At 65.6% G+C, this 16,290-nt stretch carries 12 protein-coding genes; all 12 read right to left on the bottom strand.

Going from position 1 to position 16,290, the window contains the following annotated elements:
* Positions 1 to 32: 32 nt before the first annotated feature.
* A complete protein-coding gene (gene rpoB, locus P5P27_RS01980) occupies positions 33 to 3,533 on the bottom strand; it encodes a DNA-directed RNA polymerase subunit beta (protein ID WP_006894410.1) in 3,501 nt (1,166 codons plus the stop codon).
* Positions 3,534 to 3,852: 319 nt separating this feature from the next.
* A complete protein-coding gene (locus tag P5P27_RS01975) occupies positions 3,853 to 4,617 on the bottom strand; it encodes a hypothetical protein (RefSeq protein WP_278126135.1) in 765 nt (254 codons plus the stop codon).
* On the bottom strand, positions 4,617 to 5,522 hold the full coding sequence (locus tag P5P27_RS01970) for a hypothetical protein (protein WP_278126134.1): 906 nt from the start codon (positions 5,520 to 5,522) through the stop codon (positions 4,617 to 4,619). The genes P5P27_RS01975 and P5P27_RS01970 overlap by 1 nt, the downstream gene beginning before the upstream one ends.
* 79 nt (positions 5,523 to 5,601) lie before the next feature.
* A complete protein-coding gene (locus P5P27_RS01965; RefSeq protein ID WP_006894407.1) occupies positions 5,602 to 6,843 on the bottom strand; it encodes an MCE family protein in 1,242 nt (413 codons plus the stop codon).
* The gene (locus P5P27_RS01960; protein WP_006894406.1) at positions 6,840 to 8,195 is read right to left on the bottom strand and encodes an MCE family protein; all 1,356 of its coding nucleotides are present in this window, start codon (positions 8,193 to 8,195) and stop codon (positions 6,840 to 6,842) included. Before P5P27_RS01960 ends, P5P27_RS01965 begins: the two co-directional genes overlap by 4 nt.
* Positions 8,192 to 9,439 (bottom strand): MCE family protein, encoded by a 1,248-nt coding sequence (locus P5P27_RS01955; protein WP_006894405.1) that lies wholly within the window; start codon positions 9,437 to 9,439, stop codon positions 8,192 to 8,194. The genes P5P27_RS01960 and P5P27_RS01955 overlap by 4 nt, the downstream gene beginning before the upstream one ends.
* Positions 9,436 to 10,521, bottom strand: coding sequence for an MlaD family protein (locus tag P5P27_RS01950; RefSeq protein WP_006894404.1), 1,086 nt, complete (start codon positions 10,519 to 10,521; stop codon positions 9,436 to 9,438). Before P5P27_RS01950 ends, P5P27_RS01955 begins: the two co-directional genes overlap by 4 nt.
* A 2-nt stretch (positions 10,522 to 10,523) precedes the next feature.
* A complete protein-coding gene (locus P5P27_RS01945; RefSeq protein ID WP_006894403.1) occupies positions 10,524 to 11,609 on the bottom strand; it encodes an MCE family protein in 1,086 nt (361 codons plus the stop codon).
* The gene (locus P5P27_RS01940) at positions 11,606 to 12,922 is read right to left on the bottom strand and encodes an MCE family protein (RefSeq protein WP_006894402.1); all 1,317 of its coding nucleotides are present in this window, start codon (positions 12,920 to 12,922) and stop codon (positions 11,606 to 11,608) included. The genes P5P27_RS01945 and P5P27_RS01940 overlap by 4 nt, the downstream gene beginning before the upstream one ends.
* 5 nt (positions 12,923 to 12,927) lie before the next feature.
* The gene (locus P5P27_RS01935; protein ID WP_039866591.1) at positions 12,928 to 13,800 is read right to left on the bottom strand and encodes an MlaE family ABC transporter permease; all 873 of its coding nucleotides are present in this window, start codon (positions 13,798 to 13,800) and stop codon (positions 12,928 to 12,930) included.
* Between the two features lie 2 nt (positions 13,801 to 13,802).
* A complete protein-coding gene (locus P5P27_RS01930; protein WP_006894400.1) occupies positions 13,803 to 14,609 on the bottom strand; it encodes an MlaE family ABC transporter permease in 807 nt (268 codons plus the stop codon).
* Positions 14,606 to 15,826, bottom strand: coding sequence for an ABC transporter ATP-binding protein (locus P5P27_RS01925; RefSeq protein WP_006894399.1), 1,221 nt, complete (start codon positions 15,824 to 15,826; stop codon positions 14,606 to 14,608). Before P5P27_RS01925 ends, P5P27_RS01930 begins: the two co-directional genes overlap by 4 nt.
* Between the last annotated feature and the right edge of the window lie 464 nt (positions 15,827 to 16,290).

Below are 16,290 nucleotides of genomic sequence, written 5' to 3'. Positions count from 1 at the left end.
GCCTTTCAGTGTCTCTTCTAGTCAGGTGAGGATCAGTTGGCGAGATCGTCGACCGTGGCGGACTCGTTGCGCGACAGGTTGATGCCAAGGTTGGCAGCAGCGCGCTCGAGGTCCTCGTCGTCGGTGTCGCTCATCTCGATGGCGGTGCCCTCGCTGGAGAGGACCTCCACGTTGAGGCACAGCGACTGGAGCTCCTTCAGGAGCACCTTGAACGACTCCGGGATGCCCGGCTCGGGGATGTTCTCGCCCTTGACGATGGCCTCGTACACCTTCACGCGGCCGACGACGTCGTCCGACTTGATGGTCAGCAGCTCCTGCAGGGTGTAGGCGGCGCCGTAGGCCTGCATCGCCCAGCACTCCATCTCACCGAAGCGCTGGCCGCCGAACTGGGCCTTACCGCCGAGCGGCTGCTGGGTGATCATCGAGTACGGACCGGTGGAACGCGCGTGGATCTTGTCGTCCACCAGGTGGTGCAGCTTGATGATGTACATGTAGCCGACCGAGACCGGGTACGGGAAGGGCTCGCCGGAACGACCGTCGAACAGCGTCGCCTTGCCGTCCGGACCCACCATGACCTCACCGTCGCGGTTCGGCAGGGTGGAACCGAGCAGACCCGCGAGCTCGTCGTCCTTCGCACCGTCGAACACCGGGGTCGCGGTGTTCGTGTTCGGCGGAGCCGAGTGCATCGCCTCGGGCAGGCGCTTGGCCCACTCCTCCTCGAGCTTCTCCGTGTCGATGTTCCAGCCGGCCTTCGACACCCAGCCGAGGTGGGTCTCGAGGATCTGGCCGATGTTCATACGACGCGGAACACCGTGGGTGTTCAGGATGATGTCGACCGGGGTGCCGTCGGGCAGGAACGGCATGTCCTCCTGCGGGAGGATCTTGCCGATGACGCCCTTGTTGCCGTGGCGGCCGGCCAGCTTGTCGCCGTCCTGGATCTTGCGCTTCTGCGCCACGTAGACGCGGACCAACTCGTTGACGCCGGGCGCCAGGTCGTCGTCCTCGTCGCGGCTGAACGTGCGGACACCGATGACCTTGCCGGTCTCGCCGTGCGGCACCTTCAGCGAGGTGTCGCGGACCTCGCGAGCCTTCTCACCGAAGATCGCGCGCAGCAGGCGCTCCTCCGGGGTGAGCTCGGTCTCGCCCTTCGGCGTGACCTTGCCGACCAGGATGTCGCCGTCGCGGACCTCGGCACCGATGCGGACGATGCCGCGCTCGTCGAGATCGGCCAGCACCTCGTCGGAGACGTTCGGGATGTCCCGGGTGATCTCCTCGGCACCGAGCTTGGTGTCGCGGGCGTCGATCTCGTGCTCCTCGATGTGAATCGAGGTGAGCACGTCCTCTTCCACGAGGCGCTGCGACAGGATGATCGCGTCCTCGTAGTTGTGGCCCTCCCACGGCATGATCGCCACGAGCAGGTTCTTGCCCAGCGCCATCTCGCCCTGGTCGGTGCAGGGGCCGTCGGCCAGGACCTGACCGGCCTCCACCCGCTGACCCTCGTCGACGATCGGCACCTGGTTGGCGCACGTGCCGTGGTTGCTGCGCTCGAACTTGCGCAGACGGTAGCTGTCGCGCGTTCCGTCGTCGGCCATCACCGTGATGAAGTCGGCGGAGACCTCCTCCACGACACCGGTCTTGCCGGTGACGATCACGTCGCCGGCGTCGACCGCCGCACGCAGCTCCATGCCGGTGCCGACCAGCGGCGCCTCGCTGCGGACCAGCGGCACCGCCTGGCGCTGCATGTTGGCGCCCATCAGCGCACGGTTGGCGTCGTCGTGCTCGAGGAACGGGATCATCGCGGTGGCGACCGACACCATCTGGCGCGGCGACACGTCGAGGTACTCGACCGACTTGGCCGGAACGAACTCCACCTCGGCGCCCTTGATGCGGACCAGGACGCGCTCGTCGGTGATGGTGCCGTCGGCGTCGTAGTTGGTGTTGGCCTGACCGATCAGGTAGCGATCCTCCTCATCGGCGGTCATGTACTCGATCTCGTCGGTCAGCACACCGTCGACCACCTTGCGGTACGGGGTCTCGATGAAGCCGAACGGATTCACCCGCGCGTACACCGAGAGCGAACCGATCAGACCGATGTTCGGACCCTCGGGGGTCTCGATCGGGCACATGCGGCCGTAGTGCGAGGGGTGCACGTCGCGGACCTCGAGGCCGGCGCGCTCACGCGACAGACCGCCCGGACCCAGCGCCGAGAGACGACGCTTGTGCGTCAGCCCCGACAGCGGGTTGTTCTGGTCCATGAACTGCGACAGCTGGCTGGTTCCGAAGAACTCCTTGATGGCCGCGACCACGGGGCGGATGTTGATCAGCGTCTGCGGGGTGATCGCCTCGGCGTCCTGGGTGGTCATGCGCTCACGCACCACCCGCTCCATACGCGACAGGCCCACGCGGATCTGGTTCTGGATCAGCTCACCCACGGTGCGGAGCCGGCGGTTGCCGAAGTGGTCGATGTCGTCGACCTCGACCGGCACCTCGACGCCGCCGGGGACGGTCATCATGGTGGTGATGTTGGGGTCGGCCTCGTGCAGGCGCACCAGGTACTCGACCGTGGCGATGATGTCCTCGGTGGTCAGCGTGGATTCGCCGACCATCGGGTTCGCCGTGAGGCCGAGCTTCTTGTTGATCTTGTAGCGGCCGACGCGAGCGAGGTCGTAGCGCTTCTCCTTGAAGAACAGGTTCTCCAGCAAGCTCTCCGCGGACTCCTTGGTCGGGGGCTCACCCGGACGCAGCTTGCGGTAGACCTCGAGCAGGGCCTCGTCCTGATTGGTGGTCGCGTCCTTCTCCAGGGTCGACATCATGATCTCGGAGAAGCCGAAGCGTTCGGCGATGTCCTCGTTGGTCATGCCGAGTGCCTTGAGCAGGATGGTGACCGGCTGACGACGCTTGCGGTCGATGCGGACACCCACGGTGTCGCGCTTGTCGACGTCGAACTCCAACCAGGCGCCGCGGCCCGGGATCACCTTCACCGAGTGCAGCGTCTTCTCGGTGGTCTTGTCGATCGTGGAGTCGAAGTAGACGCCGGGGCTGCGGACCAGCTGGCTCACCACGACACGCTCGGTGCCGTTGATGATGAAGCTGCCCTTGTCGGTCATGATCGGGAAGTCGCCCATGAAGACGGTCTGCGACTTGATCTCACCGGTGTTGTTGTTGATGAACTCCGCGGTGACGAACAACGGCGCCGCGTAGGTCATGTCCTTGTCCTTGCACTCATCGATCGAGGCCTTGACCTCGTCGAAGTGCGGATCAGAGAACGACAGCGACATCGAGGACGAGAAGTCTTCGATCGGCGAGAGTTCGCGGAGGACTTCCTCGAGTCCGCCGACCGGGTTCTCCTCACCCCGTGCAATCGCCTTTGCGCGCCACTCGGGCGTACCCACAAGCCATTCGAACGAGTCGAGCTGCAGATCCAGCAGACCCGGAACCTCGAGCGGCTCGTCGATCTTGGCGAAGGAAGCGCGGTGCGGCGCGCCCGGGATGATTCCCGCTGTGGTTGAGGTGGACTGGCGGTCGAGTGCCAAGATGCGTCCTTCCAACACGAAGTTTCTCGGTGCGTGGCCATGGTGGCCTGCGGTGGTCGTGCGACCTGCACAAACATCACACCCGAGAACCGTCCCCGGAGGGAGGGCTGGAAGGATGATCGATCAGCGGACAGGAGGCAGCCAGCGCAACGTCCAACTGTATCAGATATCTATGGCAATGGGTATACCCCTGCCGGAGAATGATTGTCGACGGCTGCCTACCTGGAGACAATCAACTTGTGACAGCGTGACGTGCCGAGGCTGTCACGTCAAGCGAAACGCGCCGAATCGGTCAGAAAAGCCTGTTCAGCGCCCTCGATCAGAACTGTCCGACTTCGCTGATCTTCCAATTCCCGTCATCGTCCTTGGTCAAGGCGTACTGGACATGCGGCACCTGGGAGTCGGCGATCACGCCGTCCCGCGAGGTGCTCACGATCAGTGTGCCGACCACCACCGCGCGATCATCGGTGAGGTCCGACAGGCCGAGAGCGTCGATCCGGCACTCCGACGCCGTCTTGGACTGTTCGATGACACTGCGGTTCGTCTTCAAGAAGGTCTCGAACTGGTCGAGCGCTCCACCGGTGAAGGTGTCGCGGGTGGACGCGGCCCACTGGTCGAGCTTCTTGTAATCGAACTGGAAGGGCGCGCACGCGCCGGCCCGCGCCTGGCTGAGCACCTTGTCGGTCTCGCGCTGGTCGACGAACGCACGGTTGTCGCTCACGGTGACACCGGGATGGAATGCGAGGACGGTGGCGATGACACCGAGTACGACGGCGACGGCCCCGGTGATCGCCGCGAGCCGGAGTGTCGACGAGGTGTCGCGCGGGGGGCGCCCCTGGTTCAGGGCAGCGGCGGCGGCCTCTTCCCGGGCCGCCTTCTGCGCGGCCACCTGGCGCTTGCGCTCCACACCGGACACGGTGGGTCCGGCGGTATCGACGGGCTCGGTAGGAACCGTCGAGTGCTGCATCTGCTCGTCTGTGTCGGCCTGAACCGGCCTCGATACCGTGACGCGCGGCGCCGCTCGGCCCGCGACCTTCGGTGTCCGCTTTCCGGAACCGGGCTTGTTCGGACGTCCGCCGGCCATCAGTTTCCACCCTCCTGCGGCTGCGAGTCCTGCGACTGGTCCGCGGTGCCCTGGCCGGGCGCGGTCGACACCCCGGAGCCGGTGTCGGTGTAGTCGATCGGGTTCAGCGCGACCACCTTGGTCGCCTTACGCACACCGTCGACGTCGACCATCGTCAGGAGGAAGCCCATCTGTTGCTGCGCGACGGGCTGATTGGGGATCGTCGATGCGACGTTCGCGAACACCAGAACGGTGGCGGTGTCGTCGTCGGTGCTCAGCTCCGTGGTGGCGCTGCGAGTGATACGCGACTCGAGTTTGCCGACCTGTCCCCCGGAGGCCGCGACACGCTGCTCGACGTCGGCCACGACGCCGGTGTTCACCTGCTTGAGGGCATCTCCGGTGAGCGACGACTCCAGACGCTTCTTCCAGCCCGCGGTGTCCTTGGGGTCCACCGCGGTGATGTTGAGGACGGCCTGCTCGGCCGCATCGACCGACTCGTTGCGGAGCTGATCGGCCTCCGAGTCGACCGTGTATGCGCGGATCCCCGTGTAGCCGAAGTACCCGAGACACACCACCGCAGCGATGAGTGCCGCGACCGCGGCAGCCAGTGCCAAGGAGGCGAAGGGCGACCGCGCGGACGCGTCGTCGGTGTCGGCCTCCTCGGTGCCGCTGGACCACCGGGACCAGAACCGCAGGGGACGCTTCGGCGCGGCTGCGTCGTCCGCAGCGGCGTCGTCCTCGGCAGCGTCGTCTACGTCTGCCTCAGCGGTCTCCACCTCAGCGGTCTCTGCCTCAGCGGTCTCTGCCTCAGCGGACTTCACCTCGACGGTGTCCGCCTCAGCGGATTCGGACGCGACGGGAGGCTCGCCGGACGTCGCGGCGTCCACCGGTTCGTCCTGCGGCTGGCTGGTGTCTTCGTGTGTCATCGAGCGCAACTGTAGTCATCGCGAGGCACGCCGTGCCAATCCGTCGCCGCCGCGGAGACGGCGACGGATCGGCCGGGCGTCACTTCGGATGCACACCCATCAGAGCGGCCAGCTGGGTCGCGAGCGGATTCAGGTTCAACTTGTCCGGATCCTTCTTCGGCGTGTTGTCCCACGGCTGTGCGATGTACGGATTCGCCAGCGCGGCGCGGTTGGCACCGCGAACCGACGTGGGGTTCCCTTCGGGCACGTTGCAGTTGGCCTTCGTGTTGAACGGGAAATCGTCGTAATTGACGTCGAAGTTCGGGTTGCGCTTCTTCATCTCGGCGATCATCGCCCACGTGCTCTCGTAGCCCTTGGTGCAGCTCACCGGGTTGCCGGTCTCCAGAACGATGCCGAAGTGGATCTGGCCGTCGCCGGGAGCGGCGCTGTGGCTGCCCGCCGACAATGCCGACAGCATCGCGAAGGTGGCACCGGTGGCGAACGAGGCCGGCGCCGCCGCGTGAACGGTTCCGCCGAGCTGATGGATCAGCTTGGTGGTATCCGCACCGTTGTCCTGCAGGAAGGTCGAGAGCGCGGTGCCCGCCGGCGGGCCGTTCGTCAGAATGCGGCGGATCGCCGGATCCGAACTCACCAGCTGGGCGGAGACCCGGTCGAGATTCTTCGACCATGCGAGGATCTCGTCGGACTGGTCGGCCTGCGTCGACAGCACCACATTGGAGTTCTGCAGCAGCTGCGTGATCGGTTCGATGTTCCGGACGCCGTCCTTCGACAGCTTGTCCAGCGACGAGATCAAGTGCGTGAGGTCCTCGCCCTTGCCGTTGAACGCCGTGCCGAGTTCCCGGATCACACTGCTCAGCTGATCGACCGGAATGGTCTTGGTGAGGCTGATCGTGTCGGCGATGACGTCCTGCAGCTTCGGGGGCGTCTCGGCGCCCTGGATGCGCGATCCGTTCTCCAGGTACGGCCCCGCGCTCGTCTTGGGCTGCAGGTCGATGAACTGCTCACCGATCGCCGATCGGTTCGCCAGCACCGCCTGAGCCGAGGCGGGGACCTTGGGTGCGCCGGAGTTCATGTCCAGCGTCACGTCCACGCCGTTCGGCACCATCTTCATGTCACCGACCAGACCCACCGGCACTCCCCGATAGGTCACCTCCGCGTTGGTGAAGATGCCGCTCGCGTCGGGCATGTGCAGGGTCACCTTGTAGGTGGAGACGCCGACCAGCTTGTCGAGCCGGGCGTACTTGGCACCGACGTAGACGATCGCCAGCACACCGATCACCACGAAGACGATCAGCTGAATCTTGACGAGACGACTGGTCACTGGTCACCACCTCCGAGCATCCGCAGCGGCCCGTCCAGGAAGTTCTCGTCTCCCGACGGCATCGGCGAGTACTGAGCCTTCTTGTCCGACGACTTCTTCTGCACCGAGTTCTTCTGGCCCGACTTGCTCTGGGCGGTCCCCGACGACGGATTCATCGGGTACGTGCCACCCGACGGAGGAGTGTTCGGACCCTTCCGCGAGTTGGCCGCCGGCGGAAGCAGCGAGATCGTCGGCCAGCCCCAGCGGGGTCCGTTGCCGTTGATGTACGGGTTGTTCGGGTCGATCTTCGGCGGGCTGACGGTCGGCGCCTGGTACACCGGCTTGCCCTGTCCCACGCCGAGCGCTTCGAGCTGATTCAGCAGCCGGAGGTCGAGGGTCGCGAACAGGTTGGTCGAGTCGCCGTGCACACCGGGCAGCAGATCGTCCGGGAAGGGATGGGTCAGCATCAGCGGCAACGCGGTGACCGCGTCCTGTGCCGACTTCGCGAGCTCCGACAGGATCGGGCGCAGCGCCTTCAGGTCGGTGATGATCTGATCGTGCGCCTTGCCGAGGATGTCGGTGCCGACCTGGCCCAGATCGTCGAGCTTGGTGAGCAGGTCAACGAACTGCGGGCGCTGCTCCTCGAGCACCTTCACACCCGCAGGCAGTTGGTTCAGGATCCGCTCGATCTGAGCCGTCTGCTGATTGGCACGCGCCGACAGCTTGCTGACGCCGTCGATCGCGCTGATGATGTCGTCGCGCTGCTTGTTGAGGCTGTCGATCAACTTCTCCGACTGCTTCAGCAGCGAGCGCACCGTGTTCGGCCGGTCGCCGAGCGCCTCGTTCAGTGAGGTGATGATCGGCTCGAGCTGGTTGATGCCGCCGCCGTTGAGCAGCATCGACAGTGCGCCGAGCAACTGCTCGATATCGGTGACGGTGCGGGTGCGGTCCGATTGGATGGGTTCCGACTCGGGCTGACGCGGCGTCTGCGCCGTCACGCCCTGCGGCTCGGACAGCGCCACGAACTTCTCGCCGAGCAGGTTGGTCTGCTGGACCGAGGCCGAGGCCTCGTCGGAGAGATCGACGCTGTTCTTGACCTTGATCGTCACCAGCGCATCCCAGGCACCGGTGGGCACCTCCACCTTGGTGACCTGGCCGACCGGAATGCCGTCCATCTTCACGACCGACTGCGGAACCAGGTCCAGGATGTTGTTGAACACCACCTTGTAGGTCCGCGGGTTCGACCCCACGTCCACACCGCCCGGCAGAGGTACCGACTGGATACCGGAGCAACCGGTGGTCACCGCGAGAACGGTCGCGAGTGCGGCACCCATACCGGCGACGCGGGCTCGCGTCGACAGTTTCACCTTCATCGCTGTCCTCCAGGAAGACTCGGGTCCGGATTGCCCGGGACGGTACCCGGTGCCGGGTTCTTCTGCTCCTTGTCACCGCTCATGATTCCGAAGGGCAGCACCGGCAGCACCGGTTCCAGAACGCCCTTCGTGATCTGCGTGGCGACGTTCTTGCAGTTGTTGACCAGCGGCGCGAGCTTGCGGCTGAAGTCGACGGCCATCGGATTGCCGGGCAGCAGCTTGCCCAAGTCGAGCAACCGGCAGCCGGCGGCCAGCGGGTCCTGCAACTCCGGGATGTTGACGCGCATCGCGACGGTGCCCGACTCCGCGTCGTAGGCGTTGATCAGGTTGCTGATCGTGACCGGCAGGACGGTGAGGATCTCGAGCAGGTGATCCTTGTTGTCCAGCAGCGCCTGACCCGTCGGCTGCAGGTCGCGGACGGCCTGACCGATCTTGTCGTTGTTGTCGGAGATGAACGTCGCGACATCGCCCAGCGCGTACGACAGGCTGTCGAGCGCCTTGCCCAGCTGGTCGCGCTCGCCGGCCAGGAAGGTGTTGAACGAGGCCATCTGGCTGTTGAACTGCCGGACCTGCGCGTCGTTCTCCTTCAGCGCACCCACGAAGACGTTCAGGTTGCGGATCGTGCTCATCAGGTCGGTGCTGCCGTCGGACAGCGTTCCCGCGGCCTTGGACAGGTTCGTGATCGCCTCGCCCAGCTTCGCGCCGTTGCCGTCCAGATTCTTCGAGAAGACGTCCACGAAGTCCGTGACGGCACCGTTCTGATTCGCGCCCTCGGGTCCGAGCGACTTCGACAGCTTCTGAAGGTTGGCGTAGATCGCGTCGATCTCCACCGGCACCTTGGTCTGCTTGGTCGACAGCGTCACGTCGCTTCCCGCCTGCGCCCCGCCCGAGTAGGCGGGGGTGAGCTGCACGTAGCGGTCGGCGACGATCGACGGGATGATCTGCACGGCCTTGACATCGGCCGGGAGCTTCACACCGCGGTTCACCCGCATGTCGACCTCGACCACGTCGCCGCGCGGGGTCACGTCGGTGACCTTGCCGACGTCGACGCCGAGCACCCGGACGTCGCTGCCCTTGTAGATGCCCACCGCGCTGGTGAACGTGGCGTGCACCTTGGTGGTGCCGATCAGGGTCGACGCCCACCAGCCGCCTGCGGCGATGATGAGGACGAGCACCAGACCGAGTGCGCCGTAGACGATGTTGCGCTTGTTGAACAGACCGGAGGTCTGACCTGACTCCGTCATCCGCCGGCCCCCGTTCCACCGTTGTTCAGATTCTTAGTCATGTTCGGCAGCCTGGTCGTGTTCTGCTGCGGCAGTGCGGGCGGCAGCAGGTTGGTGACCGTCGCCTCGAACCAGCGACCGTTGCCGAGCACGTTCGCGTAGACGCGGTAGAACGGCGCCATGTACGTGATCGTGTCGCGCAGATTCTTGTTCTGCCTGGTCAGCATGTCGGTCACGCCCTTGAGGGAATCGAGTGCGGGACCGATCTGCGCCTCGTTGTCCTTCACGATGCCGCTGAGCGACTTGCTCAGCGTGGTGGTGCTCGCGAGCAGAGCCGAGATGCTCTTCTGCCGGTTGTTCAGTTCCTTGAGCAGGACGCCGGCGCCGGCGATCAGCCGGGTGAACTCCTCGTTCCGGTCCGCGAGGATCTTGGAGGCGTCCTTGGTCGCCTTCAGCAGCCGCTGCACCTCCTGGTCGCGGCTCGCGATCGTGTTCGACAGCCGCGAGATGCCGGTCAACGACGAGTTGATGTCGTCGGCGTTGGTGCCGGAGAAGGCGGCCGACAGCGTCCGCAGCGACTTCGCGACCTCGTCGGTGTCGACGTTCTCGATCTGATCGGCCGCGTCACCGAAGGCCTCGATGACGTCGTACGGCGCGACCGTGTCGGTGAGCTTGACCCGGGGGTCGGCCAGTTCGCTGCCGCGCGGGTTCAGCGCCAGGTACTTCTGGCCGAGCACCGTCTTGATCTGGATAGACGCCTGCGTCTGGTTGCCGATCCAGGTGTTGTTCGCGGTGAAGGTGACGTCGACCTTGTCGTTGTCGAGCGCGACCTCGGTCACCTCGCCCACCTTGACGCCGGCGACACGGACTTCGTTGCCCGCCTTGAGCCCGGCGGCCTCGGAGAACTGCGCGGTGTAGCGCGCTCCCGCGCCCAGCAGCGGCAGGTCCTTCAGATAGAAGGACGACACCGCGGCCATGATCAGGATCAGCAGACCGAGTGCGCCGATGCTCGTCGCACTCCGTCGGCCGGCGAACCGTCGGCTCTTCTTAGGCGTCGTCGGAACTTCCGGCTGCCCGTCGGGTGTGTTCTGTCGGTCGGTCATGCTCACCCCCCGGGCTTCATGTCGCGCCAGCATCGCGTGGCGGCGCTGGTGTAGAGGACGTGGTTGATGTTCGGCAGCGGCACCACCGGCTGCGTCAGCAGGGTGGACTTACCGTTGCCCGCGACGACGTCGATGCCGCACAGATAGAACTGGAACCAGGAGCCGAAGGTCGCGGCCCGGCCGATCTTCTGCAGCTTGACCGGAAGGTTGGTCAGCGCCTTCTCGATGTCGTCGTCGCGCGAGTTCAGCTGGTCCGACAGCGACTTGATCCCCGCGATGTCGCCCTGGATGGCCGGTCGCGTCTTGCTCAGGATCGAACCGGTCACCGTGGTCAGGTTCGACACCGACGTGATCGCCGATCCCACCGACCCGCGCTGAGCCGCGAGCCCGGTGATGAGCTTCTCGGTGTTCACCAGGAGGCTGGTGAACTGGTCGTCGTTCCGGTTCACCGTGTTGAGCACCTTGGTCAGGTTGGTGATCATCTCTCCGATCACCTTGTCCTTGTCGGCCAGGGCGTTGGTGAGTCCGGCGGTGTCGCTGATCAGGTCGCCGATGGTGGTGTCCATGTCGCCCTGGAAGACCTTGATCATGGTCTCGGCGAGCTTGTTGATGTCCTCCGGGGTGATCTGCTTGAACAGCGGACGGAAGCCGTTGAACAGCTCGGTCAGGTTCACCGCGTCGTGCGTGCTCTGATGCGTGGGCGAGTTGGTGAAGGTGTATCCGGCGCCGACGGTGTCGTTCGCCGATCCGGGCCCCTTCTCCAGCGCCATGTAACGCAGTCCCGTCAGGTTGCGGTACCGGATGAACAGCTGGGTGCCCTTGGGCAGCCGATCACGGTCGGCGCTGAATCCGACGAGCGCCTTGTTGCGGTCGGTGATCTCCACGCTCTCGACCTGGCCGACGCGGACGCCCGCGATGCGCACATCGTCGCCGGGGTTCAGCATGGCCGCGTCGTCGAACACGGCTTTGAAGCTCGCCTTGCCGCCGGAGCCGGCGTTGGCGATGGTCAGACCGAGCATCGCGGTGGCGAAGATCGTGATGAGGGCGAAGATGATCAGCTTCACCAGGGGTGCGACGACGCCTCTCATTTGACGGTCACCTGCGCTCCCTGCAGCGATCCGGCACCGATGGAGGTCACCCACAGCGGCACCTGCTCCGGGCTCACACCCGACGACGCCCCGTAGAGCACCTGCATCTGGCGCTGGTAGTCGGTCTCCGACACGGTGCCGCTTGGCGTGCCGCTGAACTGCGGCTGAGGCAGATCCGGCCAGGTCTTGGGACCCGGGTTACGCGACGGCGGCTGGTACGAGCCGTCGGGAACACCGCCGCCGGGGTACTGCGGGAACGGGCGGCCGTTGGTTGCGGGCTCGTAGCAGCGGGCGGGCGGATCCACCCACAGCAGCCGGGGCTCGTCCTGGTTGGGCAGGTACCGGCCGCGCGGGTTCACGAACTGCAGGTTCACGTGGACGCCGGGGTTGGCGGTGCCCTTGCCGACGATCGGGCCCACCTTCGGGACGATCGTGGCGAAGTTGTGGAACATGCAGCCGAAGGTCGGCGACTGGCGCGCCGCAGCCTTCAGGAAGGGCTCGGAGTCGATGAACAGGTTCAGCATGTCCTTCTTGTTGGCCTTGAGGAACTTGGTCGTGTCCACCGCGGCCACGCTCAGCGTCTGGATGGTCGACCGAAGATCGCCCTGCCGCTCCACCACGGTGTTACCGGTGATGCGCAGGTTGTCGAGCGCGTCGATGATGTCCGGCACCGCTTCGGAGTAGGTCTGCGAGAACGACGCCAGTCCGCGGATGGTGCCCTGCAGATCGGTCATGTTCGCGTTGACCCGCGTGAAGATCGTGTTGAGCCGATCGACGATCTCGCCGATCTGGTGGCCCTTGCCGCCGATCGCCTGCGAGATCGCGCTCAGCGTCACGTTGAGGTCCTCCGGCGGGATCGCCTTGATGACCGGGAGCAGCGCGTCGAAGAGATCCTCGACCTCCTGCGAGTTGCCCTTCGGGTCGGTCAGGATCACCGATCCGTCCTTCAGCGTGCCGCCGTCCGAGCTCTCCGGGATTTGCAGAGCGATGTACCGCTCACCGAACAGTGTCTTCGGGAGCACCCGGGCCGTGGTGCCGTCGGGGAGATTGTGCATCTGGTCGGGATTGATGCCGAGTTCGACGTTGACCTTGCCGCCGGGCTCCACGTCCACATTGCGCACCGAGCCGACGACCACCCCGTTGGCCTTCACGTCGGCGTTCTTGACCAGCGAGTTGCCCGCGTTGTCCGTACGCAGCGTCACCGTCGAATAGTCGTCGAACGTCCCCCGGAACTTGAGCACCGAGACCGCCAGCAGACCGATGACGACGACGAAGAACAACAGGCCCAGGAGCCTGCGTTTGAGCGTCCCCACGTTTCCTAACCTCCCACTCGGATCGACGTGGTCGTACCCCAGATCGCCAGGCCCAGGAAGAAGTCCATCACCGCGATCAGCACCAGCGCCGTTCGCACGGCGTGACCGACGGCCACACCCACGCCGGCGGGCCCGCCGCTGGCGAAGTAGCCGTAGTAGCAGTGGATCATGATGATGACGAACGCGAATATCAGCACCTTGCCGAACGACCACAGGACGTCGACGGGTGGCAGGAACAGATTGAAGTAGTGGTCGTACGAACCGGTCGACTGACCGTTGAAGACCGTGTTCACCACGCGCGAGGCGAGGTAGGCGGCCATCAGGCCGAGCACGTACAGCGGGATCACGGCGATGAAGCCGGCGATGACCCGGGAGCTGACGAGGAATGGAATCGACGGCACCGCCATCACCTCGAGCGCGTCGATCTCCTCGGAGATCCGCATGGCGCCGAGCTGAGCGGTGAAGCCGCAGCCGACCGTCGCCGACAATGCGAGACCGGCCACCAGGGGTGCCACCTCACGGGTGTTCACGTACGCCGACAAGAAGCCGGTCAGTGCCTGCGAACCGATCTGGTCGAGGGCCGCGTAGCCCTGCATACCGACCACGACGCCGGTGAATCCCGACATCAGGACCATCACGCCGACCGTGCCGCCGATGACGGCCAGACCTCCCGAACCGAAGGCGACCTCGGCCAGCAGGCGCATCACCTCTCGGGTGTAGTGCACCAGGGTCCGCGGGATCCAAGCGAGCGTGCGCGCATAGAACGACATCTGCTCGCCGGCGCCGTCGAGGAGCTTGAGCGGACGCCCGAGCTGCTTGCGGGTCTCGTAGAGCAGGTACTCCGGCCGGCTCTTGGCGATCGTCACACCACGAGTCATCACTAACCTACCTTCGGCGGAACGATCTGCAGGAAGACCGCAGTAATGATCAGGTTGGCGAAGAACAGCAGCAGGAAGGTCACGACGACGGACTGGTTCACCGCGTCACCGACGCCCTTCGGGCCGCCCTTCGGATTGAGGCCCTTGTAGGCCGCGACCACACCCGCGATCACACCGAAGATCACTGCCTTCAGCGTCGAGATGTAGAGGTCGGGCAACTGAGCGAGCGCGCCGAACGAGGCGAGGTACGCACCCGGCGTACCGCCCTGCACGACCACGTTGAAGAAGTAGCCACCGCCGATGCCGACCACGGCGACGAGGCCGTTGAGCAGGACTGCGACGAGCACCATCGCCAGCACGCGCGGCACCACCAGCCGCTGGACCGGGTTGATGCCGAGCACCTCCATGGCGTCGATCTCCTCACGGATGGTCCGTGAGCCGAGATCGGCCGCGACCGCCGAGCCAGCGGCTCCCGCGACGAGCAGCGAGGTCACCAGCGGCGATCCCTGCTGCACGACGACGAGCACCGACGCCGCACCCGTGTACGACTCGGCGCCGAGCTGCTTGATCAGCGAGCCGGTCTGCAGCGAGACGATGGCGCCGAACGGAATCGCGATGAGCGCGGTCGGCAGAATCGTGACGCTGGCGATGAACCAGGCCTGCTGAATGAATTCGCGCAACTGGAAAGGCCGCACGAAAAGCTGGCGGGCGACGTCGACGAACAACTGGACGATATTGCCGGTTTGGGCAAGCGCGCCCTCACCGGCCTTCGCCAGTTTGTCGACGCCACGCGAGGTGGCACTCGTCATGCCTGGGTACTCCCCTGTCCATCAGACTGGTTGACGGCGGTCTCGATCGCAGCGGTATCGATCGGTTGCGTCTGAGCATCGTCAGCCGCGGTGGCGAGAACGTCGGTCGGACGTTCGATCACCTGGGTGTCAGCCTGGTCCTGCGCGGCCTGTACTGCCGCGGGGTCGCTGAAGTCGGTGTTGGCGAGGGCCACGAGCGTGGCAACGGACTCGGGGGACTGCGCGGCGCGCTCGTCCTCCTCGGCGATCGACGCGCGGATCGCGGCCTGAGCGTTCTCCGGCAGCGAGGGCAGCATGGCCAGCACGTTCGCGCGGTGGCGGATGGCCGCCTTGCGCACCGGCATGCCGGGGTTCGGCTGCACCTGCGCGATGATCTCAGAGAAGTCGTCCTTGGTGCCGCCGCCGGAGATACCCGCGGCCTGCATTGCCGCCTCCGCCGCCGCGACCGCCTCGTCCTTCTCCTCGGACATGCCGATGGGACCGAACCGGTCGCCGGAGAGGAACTGCTTGACCACCGGCTGCTCCGAGGTGAGCAGCTGCTCGCGCGGGCCGAACATGACGAGTTCCTTGCGGAACAGCATGCCGATGTTGTCCGGAATGGTGCGGGCGATGTTGATGTTGTGCGTGACGATGAGGATCGTGGCGTCGATCTCGGCGTTGATGTCGATCAGCAGCTGCGAGATGTATGCGGTTCGCACCGGGTCGAGACCCGAGTCCGGCTCGTCGCAGAGGATGATCTCCGGGTCCAGGACCAGTGCGCGGGCCAGGCCGGCGCGCTTGCGCATACCGCCCGAGATCTCACCGGGAAGCTTGCCCTCGGCGCCCGCGAGACCGACCAGCTCCACCTTCTCCATGACGATGCGGCGGATCTCGTCTTCCTTCTTCTTCGTGTGTTCACGAAGCGGGAAGGCGATGTTGTCGTAGAGCGTCATCGAGCCGAACAGGGCGCCGTCCTGGAACAGGACACCGAACAGCTTGCGGATCTCGTAGAGTTCCTTGGCGGAGCACTCGGTGATGTCGGTGCCGTCGATGATGACCGAGCCCTGCTCGGGATGCAGCAGGCCGATCAGCGTCTTGAGGAAGACCGATTTACCGGTACCGGACGGACCGAGCAGGGCGTTGACCTCTCCGGCGGGCAGCGTCAGCGAGACGTCTCGCCAGATGTTCTGTGAGCCGAACGACTTCGTCAGTCCCTCGACCTTGACCTCAACACCCACAGTGTTCCTCCAGACCTTTCTAGGTACCACGTAGGTGAGGCGAGGCGCCTCGCTCCCCCTACAGAGTCTTCGCAGCCACCGACCTGGGACGGCTGTGGCTGCGGTCACTCTAACGCACCAGAGGTTCAAGTCACACTTCGGAGTCGGGAGCCGAACTCTGCTCCGAAGTTGCTGTATCCGCTAGTAACATCTTGGTGGCCTGAGAATACCCAAAGAAGCGGCGTGGTCCAAAGCGAACGCCGATCTGAAGCGAGATACCCGTCACACCAGCGGAAAGTGTGCCCAGCGGCCCCTCAGTGGCCCGCGATGCCGGCCCGGCCCCCGGCCCGCCTCGGGCGAAGACCGCCCGCCCTGGGGTCGTTCAGCGGCCGCTCCGGCGGCCACTTCGGCCGTCTCGACAACCGCCTGAGAGAACGACGAAAGCGGGACCCGCAGGTATCCCTGCGAGCCCCGCCTCGGCGATC

Source organism: Gordonia sihwensis (assembly GCF_029632925.1).
In the GTDB taxonomy this organism is placed as follows: domain Bacteria; phylum Actinomycetota; class Actinomycetes; order Mycobacteriales; family Mycobacteriaceae; genus Gordonia; species Gordonia sihwensis.
This window is presented reverse-complemented; position numbering and strand designations above follow the sequence as displayed.

Bases quoted from the DNA above. Each gene is read 5' to 3' on its own strand.
- P5P27_RS01975 (WP_278126135.1), bottom strand. From the start codon at position 4,617: ATGGCCGGCGGACGTCCGAACAAGCCCGGTTCCGGAAAGCGGACACCG.
- P5P27_RS01970 (WP_278126134.1), bottom strand. From the start codon at position 5,522: ATGACACACGAAGACACCAGCCAGCCGCAGGACGAACCGGTGGACGCC.
- P5P27_RS01960 (WP_006894406.1), bottom strand. From the start codon at position 8,195: ATGAAGGTGAAACTGTCGACGCGAGCCCGCGTCGCCGGTATGGGTGCC.
- P5P27_RS01955 (WP_006894405.1), bottom strand. From the start codon at position 9,439: ATGACGGAGTCAGGTCAGACCTCCGGTCTGTTCAACAAGCGCAACATC.
- P5P27_RS01950 (WP_006894404.1), bottom strand. From the start codon at position 10,521: ATGACCGACCGACAGAACACACCCGACGGGCAGCCGGAAGTTCCGACG.
- P5P27_RS01945 (WP_006894403.1), bottom strand. From the start codon at position 11,609: ATGAGAGGCGTCGTCGCACCCCTGGTGAAGCTGATCATCTTCGCCCTC.
- P5P27_RS01935 (WP_039866591.1), bottom strand. From the start codon at position 13,800: ATGACTCGTGGTGTGACGATCGCCAAGAGCCGGCCGGAGTACCTGCTC.
- P5P27_RS01930 (WP_006894400.1), bottom strand. From the start codon at position 14,609: ATGACGAGTGCCACCTCGCGTGGCGTCGACAAACTGGCGAAGGCCGGT.